The 15,736-nt window shown below is 60.5% G+C and carries 15 protein-coding genes; 11 read left to right on the top strand and 4 right to left on the bottom strand.

Going from position 1 to position 15,736, the window contains the following annotated elements:
* Positions 1-82 precede the first annotated feature (82 nt).
* On the top strand, positions 83-400 hold the full coding sequence (gene metJ / locus ACJ8HT_RS22640) for a met regulon transcriptional regulator MetJ (protein WP_006317756.1): 318 nt from the start codon (positions 83-85) through the stop codon (positions 398-400).
* Between the two features lie 77 nt (positions 401-477).
* Here metJ and rpmE read toward each other — a convergent pair whose 3' ends face one another.
* Entirely contained in the window at positions 478-693 is a 216-nt protein-coding gene (gene rpmE, locus ACJ8HT_RS22635) for a 50S ribosomal protein L31 (RefSeq protein WP_004931078.1), read from the bottom strand.
* A 199-nt stretch (positions 694-892) separates the two neighbouring features.
* Here rpmE and priA point away from each other — a divergent pair, with 199 nt between their 5' ends.
* From priA to rraA, 7 genes are all read left to right on the top strand, one after another.
* Complete coding sequence (priA, locus tag ACJ8HT_RS22630) at positions 893-3,088, top strand: primosomal protein N' (RefSeq protein WP_180547930.1); 2,196 nt, start codon at positions 893-895, stop codon at positions 3,086-3,088.
* 291 nt (positions 3,089-3,379) lie between these two features.
* Positions 3,380-4,408 (top strand): DNA-binding transcriptional regulator CytR, encoded by a 1,029-nt coding sequence (cytR, locus tag ACJ8HT_RS22625; RefSeq protein WP_004931082.1) that lies wholly within the window; start codon positions 3,380-3,382, stop codon positions 4,406-4,408.
* Between the two features lie 65 nt (positions 4,409-4,473).
* Positions 4,474-5,406: a cell division protein FtsN gene (ftsN, locus tag ACJ8HT_RS22620; protein ID WP_194572460.1), complete on the top strand. Its 933-nt coding sequence runs from the start codon at positions 4,474-4,476 to the stop codon at positions 5,404-5,406.
* Positions 5,407-5,508: 102 nt separating this feature from the next.
* The gene (gene hslV / locus ACJ8HT_RS22615; RefSeq protein WP_004931085.1) at positions 5,509-6,039 is read left to right on the top strand and encodes an ATP-dependent protease subunit HslV; all 531 of its coding nucleotides are present in this window, start codon (positions 5,509-5,511) and stop codon (positions 6,037-6,039) included.
* Positions 6,040-6,051: 12 nt separating this feature from the next.
* Positions 6,052-7,386, top strand: a complete 1,335-nt coding sequence (gene hslU, locus ACJ8HT_RS22610) for an HslU--HslV peptidase ATPase subunit (RefSeq protein ID WP_025304663.1) — start codon at positions 6,052-6,054, stop codon at positions 7,384-7,386.
* Positions 7,387-7,482: 96 nt separating this feature from the next.
* On the top strand, positions 7,483-8,400 hold the full coding sequence (locus ACJ8HT_RS22605; RefSeq protein WP_015379416.1) for a 1,4-dihydroxy-2-naphthoate polyprenyltransferase: 918 nt from the start codon (positions 7,483-7,485) through the stop codon (positions 8,398-8,400).
* A 75-nt stretch (positions 8,401-8,475) separates the two neighbouring features.
* Positions 8,476-8,961 carry a ribonuclease E activity regulator RraA gene (rraA, locus tag ACJ8HT_RS22600; protein WP_038872664.1) on the top strand — a complete coding sequence of 162 codons (486 nt, stop codon included), beginning with the start codon at positions 8,476-8,478 and terminating at the stop codon, positions 8,959-8,961.
* Between the two features lie 60 nt (positions 8,962-9,021).
* On the opposite strand, the gene zapB is transcribed toward rraA, so the two are convergent.
* Positions 9,022-9,261: a septal ring assembly protein ZapB gene (gene zapB / locus ACJ8HT_RS22595; protein ID WP_004931092.1), complete on the bottom strand. Its 240-nt coding sequence runs from the start codon at positions 9,259-9,261 to the stop codon at positions 9,022-9,024.
* A 524-nt stretch (positions 9,262-9,785) separates the two neighbouring features.
* Here zapB and ACJ8HT_RS22590 point away from each other — a divergent pair.
* The 3 genes from ACJ8HT_RS22590 (at position 9,786) to glpX (ending at position 13,321) form a co-directional block, all read left to right on the top strand.
* The gene (locus ACJ8HT_RS22590) at positions 9,786-10,631 is read left to right on the top strand and encodes an MIP/aquaporin family protein (protein WP_038872721.1); all 846 of its coding nucleotides are present in this window, start codon (positions 9,786-9,788) and stop codon (positions 10,629-10,631) included.
* 42 nt (positions 10,632-10,673) lie between these two features.
* Entirely contained in the window at positions 10,674-12,182 is a 1,509-nt protein-coding gene (glpK, locus tag ACJ8HT_RS22585; RefSeq protein ID WP_019452234.1) for a glycerol kinase GlpK, read from the top strand.
* Between the two features lie 128 nt (positions 12,183-12,310).
* A complete protein-coding gene (gene glpX / locus ACJ8HT_RS22580) occupies positions 12,311-13,321 on the top strand; it encodes a class II fructose-bisphosphatase (RefSeq protein WP_060441465.1) in 1,011 nt (336 codons plus the stop codon).
* A 40-nt stretch (positions 13,322-13,361) separates the two neighbouring features.
* Here glpX and tehA read toward each other — a convergent pair whose 3' ends face one another.
* Both tehA and emrD read right to left on the bottom strand, forming a co-directional pair.
* On the bottom strand, positions 13,362-14,336 hold the full coding sequence (gene tehA / locus ACJ8HT_RS22575; protein WP_049201794.1) for a dicarboxylate transporter/tellurite-resistance protein TehA: 975 nt from the start codon (positions 14,334-14,336) through the stop codon (positions 13,362-13,364).
* A gap of 134 nt (positions 14,337-14,470) precedes the next feature.
* The gene (gene emrD / locus ACJ8HT_RS22570; RefSeq protein WP_004931102.1) at positions 14,471-15,655 is read right to left on the bottom strand and encodes a multidrug efflux MFS transporter EmrD; all 1,185 of its coding nucleotides are present in this window, start codon (positions 15,653-15,655) and stop codon (positions 14,471-14,473) included.
* Between the last annotated feature and the right edge of the window lie 81 nt (positions 15,656-15,736).

Here is a 15,736-nt window from a genome sequence, read left to right as displayed (position 1 = left end):
ATTTAGTGAGAACAGTGAAGATCGGGCATAATTGGCCGGTTTTTAGAATTTTGTAATTTTTCTGACAAAGTTAAGGTGTCCCATGGCTGAGTGGAACGGCGAGTATGTCAGCCCTTACGCTGAACACGGTAAAAAAAGCGAGCAAGTCAAAAAGATCACGGTATCCATTCCGCTGAAGGTCCTGAAAATCCTCACCGACGAACGGACCCGTCGCCAGGTGAACAACCTGCGCCACGCCACCAACAGCGAACTGCTGTGCGAAGCGTTTCTGCATGCCTTTACCGGCCAGCCGCTGCCGAACGATGAAGACCTGCGCAAAGAGCGCAGCGATGAAATCCCGGAAGCCGCAAAAGTGCTGATGCGCGAACTGGGTGTCGATCCCGATACCTGGGAATATTGAGAACCGTCCGGCGAACGCCGGCGGCAGAAACGAAAAAAGGCGCCAAAGGCGCCTTTTTCATCGGACGATAAGAAATCTTATTTCTTAGCGCCTGGTACGCTGAAACGCTTGTTGAAGCGGTCAACGCGGCCACCGGTAGCAACGTCACGCTGCTTGCCAGTGTAGAACGGGTGGCATGCGCCACAAACGTCCAGGTTCAGATCGTGGCCCACGGTGGAGCGGATCTTCATCACGTTACCGCAAGAGCAGTTAGCAGTAACTTCTTCGTATTTTGGGTGGATACCTTGTTTCATGGGAAACCTCAGTTAAGGCCGTGTCGCTATCCAGCCCTGTTTCGCCAGACACCACACGTGGTTAATAATAGAATTTTGGTATCGAATTATACCAAAGGCGGCAAATTATACAGCATTAGCCGAGGCGCGCAATCGGAACCGTACATTTGCCGATGCGCCGTGTAAACTGATACCCACTTTTTTCAATTTGGATGAGATCATGCCCGTCGTACACGTTGCCTTGCCGGTCCCCCTCGCCCGCACCTTCGACTATCTGCTGCCGCCCGGCATGCAGCCGGTGACCGGCGCGCGCGTGGGCGTGCCCTGGGGCAGGCAGCATGCGATCGGCATCGTCACCGGCTGCAGCGACACCAGCGAACTGCCGCTGGACAAGCTCAAACCGATCGACAGCGTGATCGACGCCGAGTCGCTGTTCTCCCCCAGCCTGTGGCGCATCCTGCGCTGGGCCAGCGATTACTATCACTACCCCATCGGCGAAGTGCTGTTCCATGCGCTGCCGATCCTGCTGCGGCAAGGCAAGCCGGCCGAGGCCGCGCCGCTGTGGCAATGGTTCGCCACCGAAGAGGGGCGTGCCACCCCGCCCGAAAGCCTGAAACGCGCGCCGAAACAGCAGCAGGCGCTGGCGGCGCTGCTGCAACGCCCGGTCTATCGCCACCAGGTCAGCCAGCTGGAGCTGACGGAAAGCGCCCTGCAGGCGCTTCGCGCCAAAGGGCTGATCGATCTGCGCGCTCAGGTCGCGGATACGCACGACTGGCGCCCTAACTTCGCGGTGCTCGGCGAGCGGCTGCGGCTGAACACCGAACAGGCTACCGCCGTCGGGGCGATCAGAAGCGAGGATGAGCAGTTCGCCGCCTGGCTGCTGGCCGGGGTGACCGGTTCCGGCAAGACCGAGGTCTACCTCAGCGTGCTGGAGAACGTGCTGGCCAAAGGCCGGCAGGCGCTGGTGCTGGTGCCGGAAATCGGCCTGACGCCGCAAACCATCGCCCGCTTTCGCGAGCGCTTCAACGCGCCGGTAGACGTACTGCACTCCGGCCTGAACGACAGCGAGCGGCTGGCGGTTTGGCTGCGCGCGCGCAGCGGCGAAGCCGCCATCGTCATCGGCACCCGCTCGGCGCTGTTCACGCCGTTCCGTCAGCTGGGCGTGATCATCATCGATGAAGAGCACGACAGCTCTTACAAACAACAGGAAGGCTGGCGCTACCACGCCCGCGATCTGGCGGTGTTCCGCGCCCGGGAAGAGGATATCCCGATGGTGATGGGCTCCGCGACCCCGGCATTGGAAACGCTGCACAACGTGCAACTGGGCAAATACCGCCAGCTGAAGCTCACCCAGCGCGCGGGCAACGCCAAACCGGCGGCGCAGCACCTGATCGATCTGAAGGGGCTGCCGCTGAAGGTCGGCCTGTCGCAGCCGCTGCTGAAGAGCATGCAGCACCATTTAAAAGCCGGCAATCAGGTGATGCTGTTCCTCAACCGCCGCGGTTACGCCCCGGCGCTGCTGTGCCACGAGTGCGGCTGGATCGCCGAATGCCAGCGCTGCGATCATTACTACACCTTCCACCAGCATCAGCGCCAGCTGCGCTGCCACCACTGCGACAGCCAGCGGCCGGTGCCGCACCAGTGTCCGCAGTGCGGCTCCACCCACCTGGTGTCGGTCGGCGTCGGCACCGAACAGCTGGAGCAGGAGTTGGCACCGCTGTTCCCCGATACGCCAATCACCCGCATCGATCGCGACACCACCAGCCGTAAAGGCGCGCTTGAGCAGCACCTGGCGGATATCCATCGCGGCGAAGCGCGCATTCTGATCGGCACGCAGATGCTGGCCAAGGGCCACCATTTTCCCGACGTCACCCTGGTGGCGTTGCTGGACGTGGACGGCGCGCTGTTCTCCGCCGATTTCCGCTCCGCCGAGCGTTTCGCTCAGCTGTATACCCAGGTCTCCGGGCGGGCCGGCCGGGCGGGCAAGCAGGGGGAAGTGCTGCTGCAAACCCACCATCCGGAGCACCCGCTGCTGCAGGTGCTACTGCAACAGGGTTACGACGCCTTCGCCAAACAGACGCTGGCGGAGCGCAACAGCGTGTTTCTGCCGCCTTACACCAGCCACATCATCGTGCGCGCCGAAGATCACGACAACCAGCAGGCCCCGCTGTTCCTGCAGCAGCTGCGCAACCTGCTGGAAGCCAGCCCGCTGAAGGACGATTCGCTGTGGGTGATGGGCCCGGTGCCGGCGCTGCAGTCCAAACGCGGCGGCCGTTTCCGCTGGCAGCTGCTGCTGCAGCACCCGACGCGGCGCGTCCTGCAACAGCTGATGAAAAGCTCGCTGCCGCTGATCGGCACCCTGCCGCAAACGCGCAAGGTGAAATGGACGCTGGATGTCGATCCGATCGACAGCTGATCCCGGAAAAGTCCGATTTAGCTGCCGCAGTGCAAACGTTTACCCTTGAAATTGCGAGCGAACGCTAAAAAACCTTCTCAGGTCACATTTTTTATGCAAATTAGGTAACAAAGGCGGGGCGTATTCTGTTTAGAATGTCTGCGAGGGCAAATTTTGTCGCCACATCGCAGCGCGACGGAGTGCCCGAACGCGAGTGGCGCTCAATGACAACAATCTCGCCACCGCATGCCGGACATTGTGAGCAAACAGCAGTAGTGGCGTCGGCATGGGGCTGACGCAAGGAGAAAGGCGTTGGAACACAAGAAAGAGTTATCCATGGCGACCATGAAAGACGTCGCCGAAATGGCGGGCGTTTCAACGGCTACCGTATCGCGTGCGCTGATGAACCCGGAAAAGGTGTCAACGCCGACGCGCCAGAAAGTGGAACAGGCCGTCCTGGCCGTGGGTTATTCTCCTCATGCTCTGTCACGCAATATCAAGCGCAACGAATCCCGCACCATCCTGGTGATCGTGCCCGACATCTGCGATCCGTTTTTCGCCGATGTGATCCAGGGGATCGAACAGACCGCCGCCCAACAAGGCTATCTGGTGCTGATCGGCGACTGCGCGCAGCAAAACCAGCAAGAGCGCACCTTCGTCAATCTGATCATCACCAAACAGATTGACGGCATGCTGCTGCTGGGCTCCAACCTGCCGTTCGACGCCAGCAAGGAAGAACAGCGCAACCTGCCGCCGATGGTGATGGCCAACGAGTTCGCCCCCGAGCTGGAACTGCCGACGGTGCACATCGACAACCTGACCGCCGCCTTTGAAGCCGTGCATTATTTGCATCAATTGGGCCACCGGCAGATCGCCTGCGTCGCCGGGCCGGAACAGATGCCGCTGAGCCATTATCGGCTGCAGGGTTACGTTCAAGCGCTACGTCGTAATGGCATTACCGTCGAAAGCAGCTATATTACCCGGGGTGATTTTACCTACGAAGCCGGCGCGCAAGCGCTGACGGCGCTGATGGCGCAGCCGAAACCGCCAACGGCGGTATTCTGCCACAGCGACGTCATGGCGATCGGCGTGCTGTCCCAGGCGAAGAAAATGGGTCTGCGGGTACCGCAGGATCTGTCGATCGTCGGCTTTGACGACCTCAAACTGGCGCAGTATTGCGATCCGCCGCTGACCACGGTGGCGCAGCCGCGCTTCCAGATCGGCCAGCAGGCGATGTTGCTGCTGCTGGAGCAGTTGAACGGCCAGACGGTGGCCAGCGGCTCCCGGCTATTGGACAGTGAATTGATTATCAGAGGCAGCACCGCTGCCCCGAAACGCTAGTCAAATATTTTAGGGTTCAGTAACATGACGGACTTATCCTCTCATCAGGACACAGCGGAATAATAGTGGCACAAAAAGACTATGTAAGCCGTGGGCGCGCAGCAGGAGCTAAGCGTAAAACCCCCAGCCGTAAAAAACGCAGTTCTCCGAAGGTTTCCAAAACCGTGCTGGCGTTAGCCGCCGCGTTGCTGGTTGTCTTTGTCGGTGGCCTCTATTTCATTACCCACAACAAGCCGGAAGACGCGCCGTTGTTGCCTGCGCACACCACGCGCCCCGGCAACGGCCTGCCGCCGAAGCCGGAAGAGCGCTGGCGCTACATCAAAGAGCTGGAAAATCGGCAGATCGGCGTGCAAACCCCGACCGAACCGACGGCCGGCGGCGAGCTCAATTCCAAAACTCAGCTGACCGCCGAACAGCGGCAGCTGCTGGAGCAGATGCAGGCCGATATGCAGCAGCGCCCGACGCAGCTGAACGAAGTGCCGTATAACGATCCGGGCCAGGCCAACGCGCGCAGCACCCGCCAGCAGCAGATGCAACAACAGCAAATGCAGCAGCAGCCGGTACAGCAACAGCAGCAGGTCAGCCAGCCGCCACGCAACCCGTTCAGCAACGGGGCCACTACCGCGCCGGTGCAGCAGCACCCGCAGCCAAAACCGACTACCCAGCAACCGGTGCAGGTGAAACAGCCCGAGCCGAAGCCGCAACCGAAGCCGGAGCCCAAACCGGAAGTGAAGCAGGAAACGGCCAAGCAGGAAACCAAACCGGAATCGAAACAGAAGTGGATGGTGCAATGCGGTTCGTTCCGCGCCACCGATCAGGCTGAATCCGTGCGCGCGCGCCTGGCGTTCGAAGGCATCGAGAGCCGCATCACCGCCGGTGGCGGTTGGAATCGCGTGGTGCTCGGCCCGTACAGCAGCCGCGCCGCCGCGGACAAAACCCTTTCGCGCCTGAAGGGCGTCGGCATGTCGAGTTGCATTCCCCTCTCCGTTGGGGGTTGAAAAGCGTCAATCCCCCCCCATCTATACTCTCAATATGCCTCGTAGCGTCTGCGAAAGCAGGCGCTGCGGGGACTTCTTTCCGTCTTTAACGAGGGTCTGCTCGTGACAACAATTGTAAGCGTACGCCGCAACGGCCAGGTCGTCATCGGTGGTGATGGCCAGGCAACCCTGGGTAATACGGTGATGAAGGGTAACGTCAAGAAAGTGCGTCGCCTGTATAACGACAAAGTGATCGCCGGTTTCGCCGGTGGCACCGCTGACGCCTTCACGCTGTTTGAACTGTTTGAACGCAAACTGGAAATGCATCAGGGCCACCTGGTGAAAGCCGCCGTCGAGCTGGCGAAAGACTGGCGCACCGACCGCATGCTGCGCAAGCTCGAAGCGCTGCTGGCGGTCGCCGATGAAACCGCCTCGCTGATCATCACCGGCAACGGCGATGTGGTGCAGCCGGAAAACGATCTGATCGCCATCGGCTCCGGCGGCCCGTACGCCCAGGCCGCAGCCCGCGCCATGTTGGAAAATACCGAGCTGAGCGCCCGCGACATCGTTGAGAAATCCCTCAACATCGCCGGCGACATCTGTATTTACACCAACCATTTCCACACCATTGAAGAATTGCCTTCCAAAGCGTAAGGATCGAATACCATGTCTGAAATGACCCCGCGCGAGATCGTCAGCGAACTGGACAGCTATATCATTGGCCAAAACAAGGCCAAACGCGCTGTCGCCATTGCCCTGCGCAACCGCTGGCGCCGGATGCAGCTCAACGAGATGCTGCGTCACGAAGTGACCCCGAAAAACATTCTGATGATCGGCCCAACCGGCGTCGGTAAAACCGAAATCGCCCGTCGTCTGGCGAAGCTGGCCAACGCGCCGTTCATCAAGGTTGAAGCCACCAAGTTCACCGAAGTGGGCTATGTGGGCAAAGAAGTGGATTCCATCATCCGCGATCTGACCGATGCCGCCATCAAAATGGTGCGCATGCAGTCGATCGAGAAAAACCGCACCCGTGCCGAAGAGTTGGCCGAAGAGCGTATCCTCGACGTGCTGATCCCGCCGGCCAAGAACAACTGGGGCCAGCCGGAAGAGCATCAGGAGCCGTCTGCCGCTCGCCAGGCATTCCGCAAGAAACTGCGCGAAGGCCAGCTGGACGACAAAGAGATCGAAATCGATCTGGCCGCGGCGCCGATGGGCGTGGAAATCATGGCGCCTCCGGGCATGGAAGAGATGACCAACCAGCTGCAGTCGATGTTCCAGAACCTCGGCGGCCAGAAGCAAAAGCCGCGCAAGGTGAAGATCAAAGAAGCCTTCAAGCTGCTGGTGGAAGAAGAAGCCGCCAAGCTGGTGAACCCGGAAGAGCTGAAAGAGCAGGCGATCGAAGCGGTTGAACAGCACGGCATCGTGTTTATCGACGAGATCGACAAAATCTGTAAGCGCGGCGGCCAGAGCTCCGGCCCGGACGTCTCGCGCGAAGGCGTGCAGCGCGATCTGCTGCCGCTGGTGGAAGGCTGCACCGTATCCACCAAGCACGGTATGGTGAAGACCGACCACATCCTGTTCATCGCTTCCGGCGCGTTCCAGACCGCCAATCCGTCGGATCTGATCCCGGAACTGCAGGGCCGTCTGCCGATCCGCGTTGAGCTGCAGGCGCTGACCACCGAAGACTTCGAGCGCATCCTGACCGAGCCGAGCGCGTCGCTGACCGAGCAGTACAAAGCGCTGATGGGCACTGAAGGCGTCAACATCGAGTTCACCGCCGACGGCATCCGCCGCATCGCCGAAGCCGCGTGGCAGGTCAACGAAAGCACCGAGAACATCGGCGCGCGTCGTCTGCACACCGTGCTGGAACGTCTGATGGAAGATATTTCCTACGATGCGAGTGAAATTAATGGCCAATCCATTACAATTGATGCGGATTACGTGCGCAGTCATCTGGATGAACTGGTGGCGGATGAAGATTTGAGTCGTTTTATCCTATAATCGCTCAATCATTGTCTTGTCAGTCATCTGTGTGGGAGGCATTGCCTCCCACAATTATTTCTAACGGACACCGCAACTCACTGACAGAAGCGAAACATGAGCTCATCAACCTCCACCACCCCGATCTCCGCCTGGCTGGAAAGTCTACGCCCCCGCACCCTGCCGTTGGCTTTTGCCTCCATCGTGGTCGGCTCGGCCATCGCCGCCTGGCACGGCAGCCTGAAACCTGAAGTGGCGCTGCTGGCGCTGTTGACCGCCGGCCTGCTGCAGATCCTCTCCAACCTGGCGAACGACTACGGCGATGCGGTCAAAGGCAGCGACAAAGAAGATCGCATCGGGCCCTTGCGCGGCATGCAAAAAGGCATGATCACCCAGGCGCAGATGAAACGGGCGCTGGTGGTGACGGTGGTGCTGATTGCCCTCGCCGGCTGTTCGCTGATCGCCGTCGCCTGCGAGCAACCCAGCGACGTGGTGGGCTTCCTGGTGCTGGGCGGGCTGTCTATCGTGGCGGCCATCACCTATACCGTCGGCAACAAGCCCTACGGGTATTTGGGGCTGGGCGACATCTCGGTGCTGGTGTTCTTCGGCTGGCTGAGCGTGGCCGGCACCTACTATTTGCAAACGCACACCTTCGACAGCGTCGTGATGCTGCCGGCCACCGCCTGCGGCCTGCTGGCGACGGCGGTGCTCAACATCAACAATCTGCGCGATATCGAGAGCGATCGCGAAAATGGCAAGAACACGCTGGCGGTGCGTCTCGGCCCGCACAAGGCGCGCATTTACCATGCCCTGCTGCTCGGCGGCGCGGTGCTGTGTTTCGCGCTGTTTACGCTGTTCAATCTCCACAGCCCGTGGGGCTGGCTGTTCGTGCTGGCGATCCCGCTGCTGGTGCGCCACGGCCTGCGCGTGCTGCGCGATCCGACGCCGGTCGGCATGCGGCCGATGCTGGAACACATGGTCAAGGCGGCGTTGCTGGCCAACCTGCTGTTCGCCATCGGCGTGGCGCTCAGTTAAAAACTGATGATTTTGCCAACAGGGCGAATAAAGGGATATACTGAACATTCCAGCGGCAAACAGACGTAAAATCCTATGAAATACGATACTTCCGAACTTTGCGACATCTATCATGAAGAGGTGAACGTTGTTGAACCTCTGTTCTCCAATTTTGGCGGGCGTACTTCATTTGGCGGGCAGATCACCACGGTGAAATGCTTTGAGGATAACGGCCTGTTGTTCGATCTGCTTGAAGAAAACGGCCGCGGCCGCGTGCTGTTGGTCGACGGCGGCGGTTCGGTTCGCCGGGCGCTGATCAACGCCGAACTGGCGCGCCTGGCCGCCCAGAACGAATGGGAAGGCATCGTGGTGTACGGCGCGGTGCGTCAGGTGGACGATCTGGAAGAGCTCGACATCGGCATTCAGGCGATGGCGGCGATCCCGGTGGGTGCCGTGAGCGAAGGCGTGGGCGAAAGCGATATCCGCGTCAACTTCGGTGGCGTCACCTTCTTCTCCGGCGATCACCTGTATGCCGACAACACCGGCATCATCCTCTCCGAAGACCCGCTCGACATCGAGTAATTTTCGGTCATGAAAAAGGGCGCCTGAGGCGCCCTTTTCGTTGCTACTTGGCGTGAGGAATCAGACCTCTTCCATTTTGCCCAGCAGAGCACGCAGGCGATCTTGCCATACGTGCTGTTCTTCTTTCAGCTGTTGATTTTCGCGCACCAGCGCTTCGTGGTTGCCGGAGGCAGCCTGAACTTCCTGCGACAGAGAGTTGTTTTTGTCTTTCAGCTCTTCAATTTCCATCTGCAACAAGGTGATGGTATCAATCGCCTGCTGTACTTTTGCTTCCAGTTTCTCAAATACTTCAAATGACATGCTTCAGTCCCCTCATGATAGCAAGGCGTACATCTATAAGTAGCGGCCGCAACGTCGGCTGCAGCTACTGCGAATATTGCATCGCGCTCAGTGACGCGCGCCGTTACGGAAGGCGCGCCAGTCTCGATTCGTTAAAAACGATTGTAAGTAGCCAGTCTCCGCCTGTCTAGCAACATACCGGATCATCGCGCAGTCTGTTGCAATTTTCCTGCCCCCGCCATCAGCAAAAACTGAAAATCCCCGCCGCCACCGCCGCGAGTTGTTAACAACCCTCGCCAAATCACTGGTCAGATCACACTTTTATGGCTCAGAAAGAACACTAAACGACGCGAAATCGCTCAATTTTATGACGCGCCACACACATTTTGATTTCGCTATTTCTCGTTTATGTTCGTTAACGATAAATTTACATCACGTCCTTATTCAATAATTGGACGAGATGAAAAAAACTGTGCCCATAGGCCAGATGTATACCCAACTGAGCCTATAAACCAACAACCGCCGTTTTGCAGGACAACAACATTATGAGCCAAACCACCAGTCCGACATTAAAAGGCCAGTGCATCGCCGAGTTCCTCGGCACGGCGCTGCTGATCTTCTTTGGCGTAGGCTGCGTTGCCGCGCTGAAACTGGCGGGTGCCAGCTTCGGCCAGTGGGAAATCAGCATCATTTGGGGCCTGGGCGTCGCCATGGCCATCTATCTGACCGCTGCCATTTCCGGCGCGCATCTCAACCCTGCGGTCACCCTCGCTCTGTGGCTGTTCGCCTGCTTCGACGGGCGCAAAGTGGTGCCTTACATCATTGCACAGGTCGCCGGTGCCTTCTGCGCTGCTGCCCTGGTCTATGGGCTGTACTACAACCTGTTCTTCGACTTCGAAGCGGCTCACCACATGGTGCGCGGCAGCAACGAAAGCCTCGAACTGGCGGGCATCTTCTCGACTTACCCTAACGCGCACATCTCCGTCGGCCAGGCCTTCCTGGTAGAAACGGTGATCGCCGCCATTCTGATGTGCCTGATCCTGGCGCTGACCGACGACGGCAACGGCATTCCGCGCGGCCCGCTGGCCCCGCTGCTGATCGGTATTCTGATTGCCGTGATCGGCGCCTCCATGGGACCATTGACCGGCTTTGCGTTGAACCCGGCGCGTGACTTCGGGCCGAAACTGTTCGCCTACCTGGCCGGCTGGGGCAAAGTCGCCTTCACCGGCGCACGCGACATCCCGTACTTCCTGGTGCCGATCTTCGCCCCTATCGTCGGCTGTGGCCTGGGCGCTTTCGGTTACCGCGCGCTGATTGGCCGCCACCTGCCGTGCGACGTCTGCGTGACGGAAGAAGAGCCTGATGCCAAGACCCAGCAGCGCAAAGCGTAATGGGTGCAGTTTTACACGGTTAACAACAGCAGGATAATTACCATGACTGTAGAAAAAAAATACATTGTCGCACTCGACCAAGGGACCACCAGCTCACGCGCCGTCGTGCTCGATCACGACGCCAATATCGTTGCGGTATCGCAGCGCGAATTCCCGCAGATCTATCCAAAGGCCGGCTGGGTTGAGCACGACCCGATGGAGATCTGGGCGTCGCAAAGCTCGACGCTGGTAGAAGTGCTGGCGAAAGCCGACATCAGTTCCGATCAGATCGCCGGCATTGGCATCACCAACCAGCGCGAAACCACCATCGTCTGGGAAAAAGAGACCGGCAAGCCGATTTACAACGCCATCGTCTGGCAGTGCCGCCGCACCGCCGACATCTGCGAGAAGCTCAAGCGCGACGGCCTGGAAGAGTACATTCGTCACAACACCGGCCTGGTGGTTGACCCGTACTTCTCCGGCACCAAGGTGAAGTGGATCCTGGACAATGTCGAAGGCGCCCGCGAGCGCGCCAAGCGCGGCGAACTGCTGTTCGGCACCGTCGATACCTGGCTGGTGTGGAAAATGACCCAGGGGCGCGTACACGTTACCGATTACACCAACGCCTCACGCACCATGATGTTCAACATCCACGAGCTGGACTGGGATGAGCGCATGCTGGAAGTGCTGGATATCCCGCGCGCCATGCTGCCGAAAGTCCGTCCTTCCTCCGAGGTGTACGGCCAGACCAACATCGGCGGTAAAGGCGGCACGCGTATTCCTATCGCCGGTATCGCCGGTGACCAGCAGGCAGCGCTGTATGGCCAGCTGTGCGTTCAACCGGGCATGGCGAAGAACACCTACGGCACCGGCTGCTTCCTGCTGATGAACACCGGCAAAGAAGCGGTGCGCTCGAAAAACGGCCTGCTGACCACCATCGCCTGCGGCCCGCGCGGCGAAGTGAACTATGCGCTGGAAGGCGCGGTGTTCATCGGCGGTGCGTCTATCCAGTGGCTGCGCGATGAGCTGAAACTGATCAGCGACGCCGCCGACTCCGAATACTTCGCCACCAAGGTGAAAGACAGCAACGGCGTCTATGTGGTGCCGGCCTTTACCGGCCTGGGCGCCCCTTACTGGGATCCGTATGCCCGCGGCGCCATCTTCGGCCTGACCCGTGGCGCCAACAGCAACCACATCATCCGCGCCACGCTGGAATCCATCGCCTTCCAGACCCGTGACGTGCTGGACGCCATGCAGGCCGACGCCAACACCCGCCTGCAATCGCTGCGCGTGGACGGTGGCGCGGTCGCCAACAACTTCCTGATGCAGTTCCAGTCCGATATCCTCGGCACCCGCGTAGAACGCCCTGAAGTGCGTGAATCGACGGCGCTGGGTGCCGCGTTCCTGGCGGGCCTGGCTATCGGCTACTGGAACGATCTGGATGAAGTGAAGAGCAAAGCGGTGATTGAGCGCGAATTCCGCCCAAGCATCGAAACCACCGAACGCAACTACCGCTACAGCGGCTGGAAAAAAGCGGTGGCTCGTGCTCAGGCATGGGAAGATCACGAGTAATCTCGGAGCTGCCGTTTCTCCAACAAGCGCTGCCTGCGGGCGGCGCTTTTTTTTGCTCCGCCCCGCCGCCACCGCGCTGTGATAGACTTTGCCGATATTTTCTTCCCTTTCTCACAGACAGGTTTGCCATGAAACGTGAATTAGCCATCGAATTTTCCCGCGTTACCGAAGCCGCCGCGCTGGCGGGCTACAAATGGCTGGGACGCGGCGACAAGAACGCCGCCGACGGCGCGGCGGTCCACGCCATGCGCATCATGCTCAACAAAGTGGATATCGATGGCCGCATCGTGATCGGCGAAGGCGAGATCGACGAAGCGCCGATGCTGTATATCGGCGAACAGGTCGGCACCGGCCAGGGCGACGCGGTCGACATCGCGGTCGATCCGATCGAAGGCACCCGCATGACCGCCATGGGCCAGTCCAATGCGTTGGCCGTTTTGGCGGTGGGCGATCGCGGCACCTTCCTGCACGCGCCGGACATGTACATGGAGAAGCTGGTGGTCGGCCCGGCGGCGCGCGGCGCCATCGATCTCGACCTGCCGCTGGCGGAGAACCTGCAGAACGTCGCCGCACGGCTGGGCAAACCGCTGTCGCAGCTGACGGTGATCGTCTTGGCCAAACCGCGCCACGACGGCGTCATCGCGCAGATGCAACAGCTGGGCGTACGGGTGTTCGCCATTCCTGACGGCGACGTGGCGGCCTCCATTCTCACCTGTATGCCGGAAAGCGAGGTCGATGTGATGTATGGCATCGGCGGCGCGCCGGAAGGGGTGATCTCCGCCGCGGTGATCCGCGCGCTGGACGGCGACATGCAGGCGCGTTTGCTGCCGCGCCATGAGGTGAAAGGCGACAGCGCCGAGAACCGCCGCATCGGCGAACAGGAGCTGGCGCGCTGCCGGGAAATGGGTATCGAGGCCGGTCAGGTGCTGCGCATGGACCAGATGGCGCGCAACGACAACGTGATCTTCTCCGCCACCGGCATCACCAAGGGCGATCTGCTGGAGGGTATCAGCCGCCAGGGCAACATGGCCACGACTGAAACCCTGCTAATCCGCGGCAAGTCGCGCACCATCCGCCGCATCCGTTCGACCCACTATCTGGATCGCAAAGACCCGGCGCTGCATGAGTTTTTGCTGTAAGCCGGCAAGAGACCGCCCCCGGCAGCCGCTGAGGGCGGGTTCATCCCGCCACCGGCGTTTTGGCGGGCAGCAGTTTCCCACGCAACAGCAGCCACAGCGTCTTCACCATCAGGCCGATGAGCAGCAGGTTAGCCAACGCGAACAGCCCCCAGGCCAACACTTGCATATCTGCCCCGCGCTGGCTCTGTAACAACCGCAGCGACGCGTTCGCCATCGCCGATAAGCCGAACGAGAAAGCCCACATGCCCGGGCTGAAGCCACCGGCAAAAAACCAACGCACCAACCGGAACATAAAAAACAGCTGCAGCAGGCCGTAGCCCAACAGGATTAAGGCGAACGTATCGAAGTCGTTGCCATTGACGCATAACCACGCGTAGCAGGCGACAAAGGCCGGAGCCAGCTGAATACCGATAACGCCGCGGGCGGCGGCCGGCAGCGCGGCCTTGGTACGCAGACGGTGGATGATGGCGGGTTCGAGGGTCAGCCATGAAATCAAACCGGCGCCAAGAAACATCATGCCGATATCAGGGTGGCCGGCGGTGCCAAACGCCATCGCGCAGATAAAGTTAGCGGCCACCGTCGGCAGGTAGAATCCCGGCGTCGTGGCCTCCGACGCGAACTCGCCGCGCCACAACGGCGCACAGCGCCAGGCCGAGAAGATGAGCTGGCCGACGGAGCCCGCGACCATCAGCCCATTCGCCAGTGGCAGGCTGTAGGGGTGCAGACCGATGGACACCAACACGCCGCCTGCCGGAAGCAGGCTGATAAAACTGAACTGAGTGTTGCTGCGAAACTCGTCACGCACCGCGCGTGGGTCAATCAGGCAGCGGCAGAGATAGATCAGCGCCAACGCCAGCCAGATAGCACTGCCGAGAAAGATGAGCGACTCACCCAGCCAGCCGGGCCCATAGCCGAGCGTGGCGGCGTATCGCCAGGCGCTGCCGAGGCCGAAAACCCCTAAAACCATCCCAAAGAAGCCGACGGGAACACGTTGAATGCACTGCAGTGATGACATAGCGAATAACCCGGAAAAATACTGTCGGCAAAGTGTATACCGATCGCCTCAGCGCAGTAATAACCTGGGTCAAACCGGCGGCAGGACCTTAGTCGTCTTGCAAGACTAAGGCCTGCGCCGGTTCAGGAAGAGGGTTATGCGGTATGTCCCTGATGTTGCATCCTGTTGGACAGCGGCCACCAGCACAGCAGGATCAGCAGCGCCATCGCGAACATCAGCAATCCGAGGCTGAACTGCCCGGTTTGCGGCAGCATGGCGGAAAGCCAGGTCGCGAGCCCCGATCCCATGTTCTGCATGCCGCCCACCAGCGCGCCCGCCGCGCCGGCCAGGTAAGGGAACGGCTCCATCGCCCCGGTGGTCGCCAGCGGGAACAGCATGCCGGCGCCGAAGAAGAACAGCGCGGCCGGCACGATCAGCGTCCAGATGTTCATCACGCCGAACCAGCCCGGGATCCACATCATCGCCCCCGCCAGCAGGCAGCTAATCACCGAATGCCACATCAGGGTGTGGAAGGTCTTGCCGTCGCGCCCGGCGTACCAGGCACCGAAAAACGCCGCCGGGATCGGCAGAATGAACAGGATGCTGACGGTCAGACCGCTCAGCCCCAACACGCCGCCCATCAACACGCCACAGCTGGCCTCGAATACCGCAATCCCCGCCAGCGCGCCGATCAGCATCACCAGATAGCAGCTGAAGGTGCTGTCGCCCAGCAGCTGGCGAAAACTGGCCAGCATGCGGCGTTTTTCCGTCTGCACCGGGCGGGTCTCCGGCAACCAGCGAAACATGGCGAAGGCGACGCAGGCGCACAGCGCCAGCAGGAAGGCGTAACAGGCGCGCCAGCCGAACACCATCGCCAATGCGCCGCCGATCACCGGCGCCAACAGCGGGCTAACCAGAATCCCCATGTTCAACAGGCTGTTGGCGTAGCGCAGCGCGGTGCCAGCATACAGATCGCGCGGCATGGTGCGCGCCATCACGCCCGCCACGCCGGTGCCCATGCCCTGAATCGCGCTGGCGGCGACCAGCATCGTCAGGTTGGTGGACAGCAGCGCGCCCAGCGCACCGACCAGGAAGATCATCATGCCGGTCAGGATCACCGGACGACGCCCGATACGGTCCGATATCGGCCCGTAAATCAGCTGGGAGAAACCGTAGGTCAGCAGATATGCCGCCATCACCCGTTGCACGGCGCCGGTGCGAACCGACAGATCGTGGGCGATATCAGCAATCACGGGAACATAAATGGTTTGCGCCATCTGGCCGACGGCGACCAACAGGATAAGCATCACCAGCAGGTGAAAATTCTCTAGTTTTCTCATTATCTTCGTTAACGTTTCAACTCGTCACAGCGTCCCGGTATGGCCGTTGCAGCAGCCAGAACGGCGAGCAGCCCTCTATGG

This window comes from Serratia sp. CY44782, from assembly GCF_052168715.1.
Classification (GTDB): domain Bacteria; phylum Pseudomonadota; class Gammaproteobacteria; order Enterobacterales; family Enterobacteriaceae; genus Serratia; species Serratia nevei.
This window is presented reverse-complemented; position numbering and strand designations above follow the sequence as displayed.

Bases quoted from the DNA above. Each gene is read 5' to 3' on its own strand.
- hslU (WP_025304663.1), top strand. From the start codon at position 6,052: ATGTCTGAAATGACCCCGCGCGAGATCGTCAGCGAACTGGACAGCTAT.
- glpX (WP_060441465.1), top strand. From the start codon at position 12,311: ATGAAACGTGAATTAGCCATCGAATTTTCCCGCGTTACCGAAGCCGCC.
- emrD (WP_004931102.1), bottom strand. From the start codon at position 15,655: ATGAGAAAACTAGAGAATTTTCACCTGCTGGTGATGCTTATCCTGTTG.
- tehA (WP_049201794.1), bottom strand. From the start codon at position 14,336: ATGTCATCACTGCAGTGCATTCAACGTGTTCCCGTCGGCTTCTTTGGG.
- ACJ8HT_RS22590 (WP_038872721.1), top strand. From the start codon at position 9,786: ATGAGCCAAACCACCAGTCCGACATTAAAAGGCCAGTGCATCGCCGAG.
- zapB (WP_004931092.1), bottom strand. From the start codon at position 9,261: ATGTCATTTGAAGTATTTGAGAAACTGGAAGCAAAAGTACAGCAGGCG.
- priA (WP_180547930.1), top strand. From the start codon at position 893: ATGCCCGTCGTACACGTTGCCTTGCCGGTCCCCCTCGCCCGCACCTTC.
- glpK (WP_019452234.1), top strand. From the start codon at position 10,674: ATGACTGTAGAAAAAAAATACATTGTCGCACTCGACCAAGGGACCACC.
- rpmE (WP_004931078.1), bottom strand. From the start codon at position 693: ATGAAACAAGGTATCCACCCAAAATACGAAGAAGTTACTGCTAACTGC.
- ACJ8HT_RS22605 (WP_015379416.1), top strand. From the start codon at position 7,483: ATGAGCTCATCAACCTCCACCACCCCGATCTCCGCCTGGCTGGAAAGT.
- metJ (WP_006317756.1), top strand. From the start codon at position 83: ATGGCTGAGTGGAACGGCGAGTATGTCAGCCCTTACGCTGAACACGGT.
- rraA (WP_038872664.1), top strand. From the start codon at position 8,476: ATGAAATACGATACTTCCGAACTTTGCGACATCTATCATGAAGAGGTG.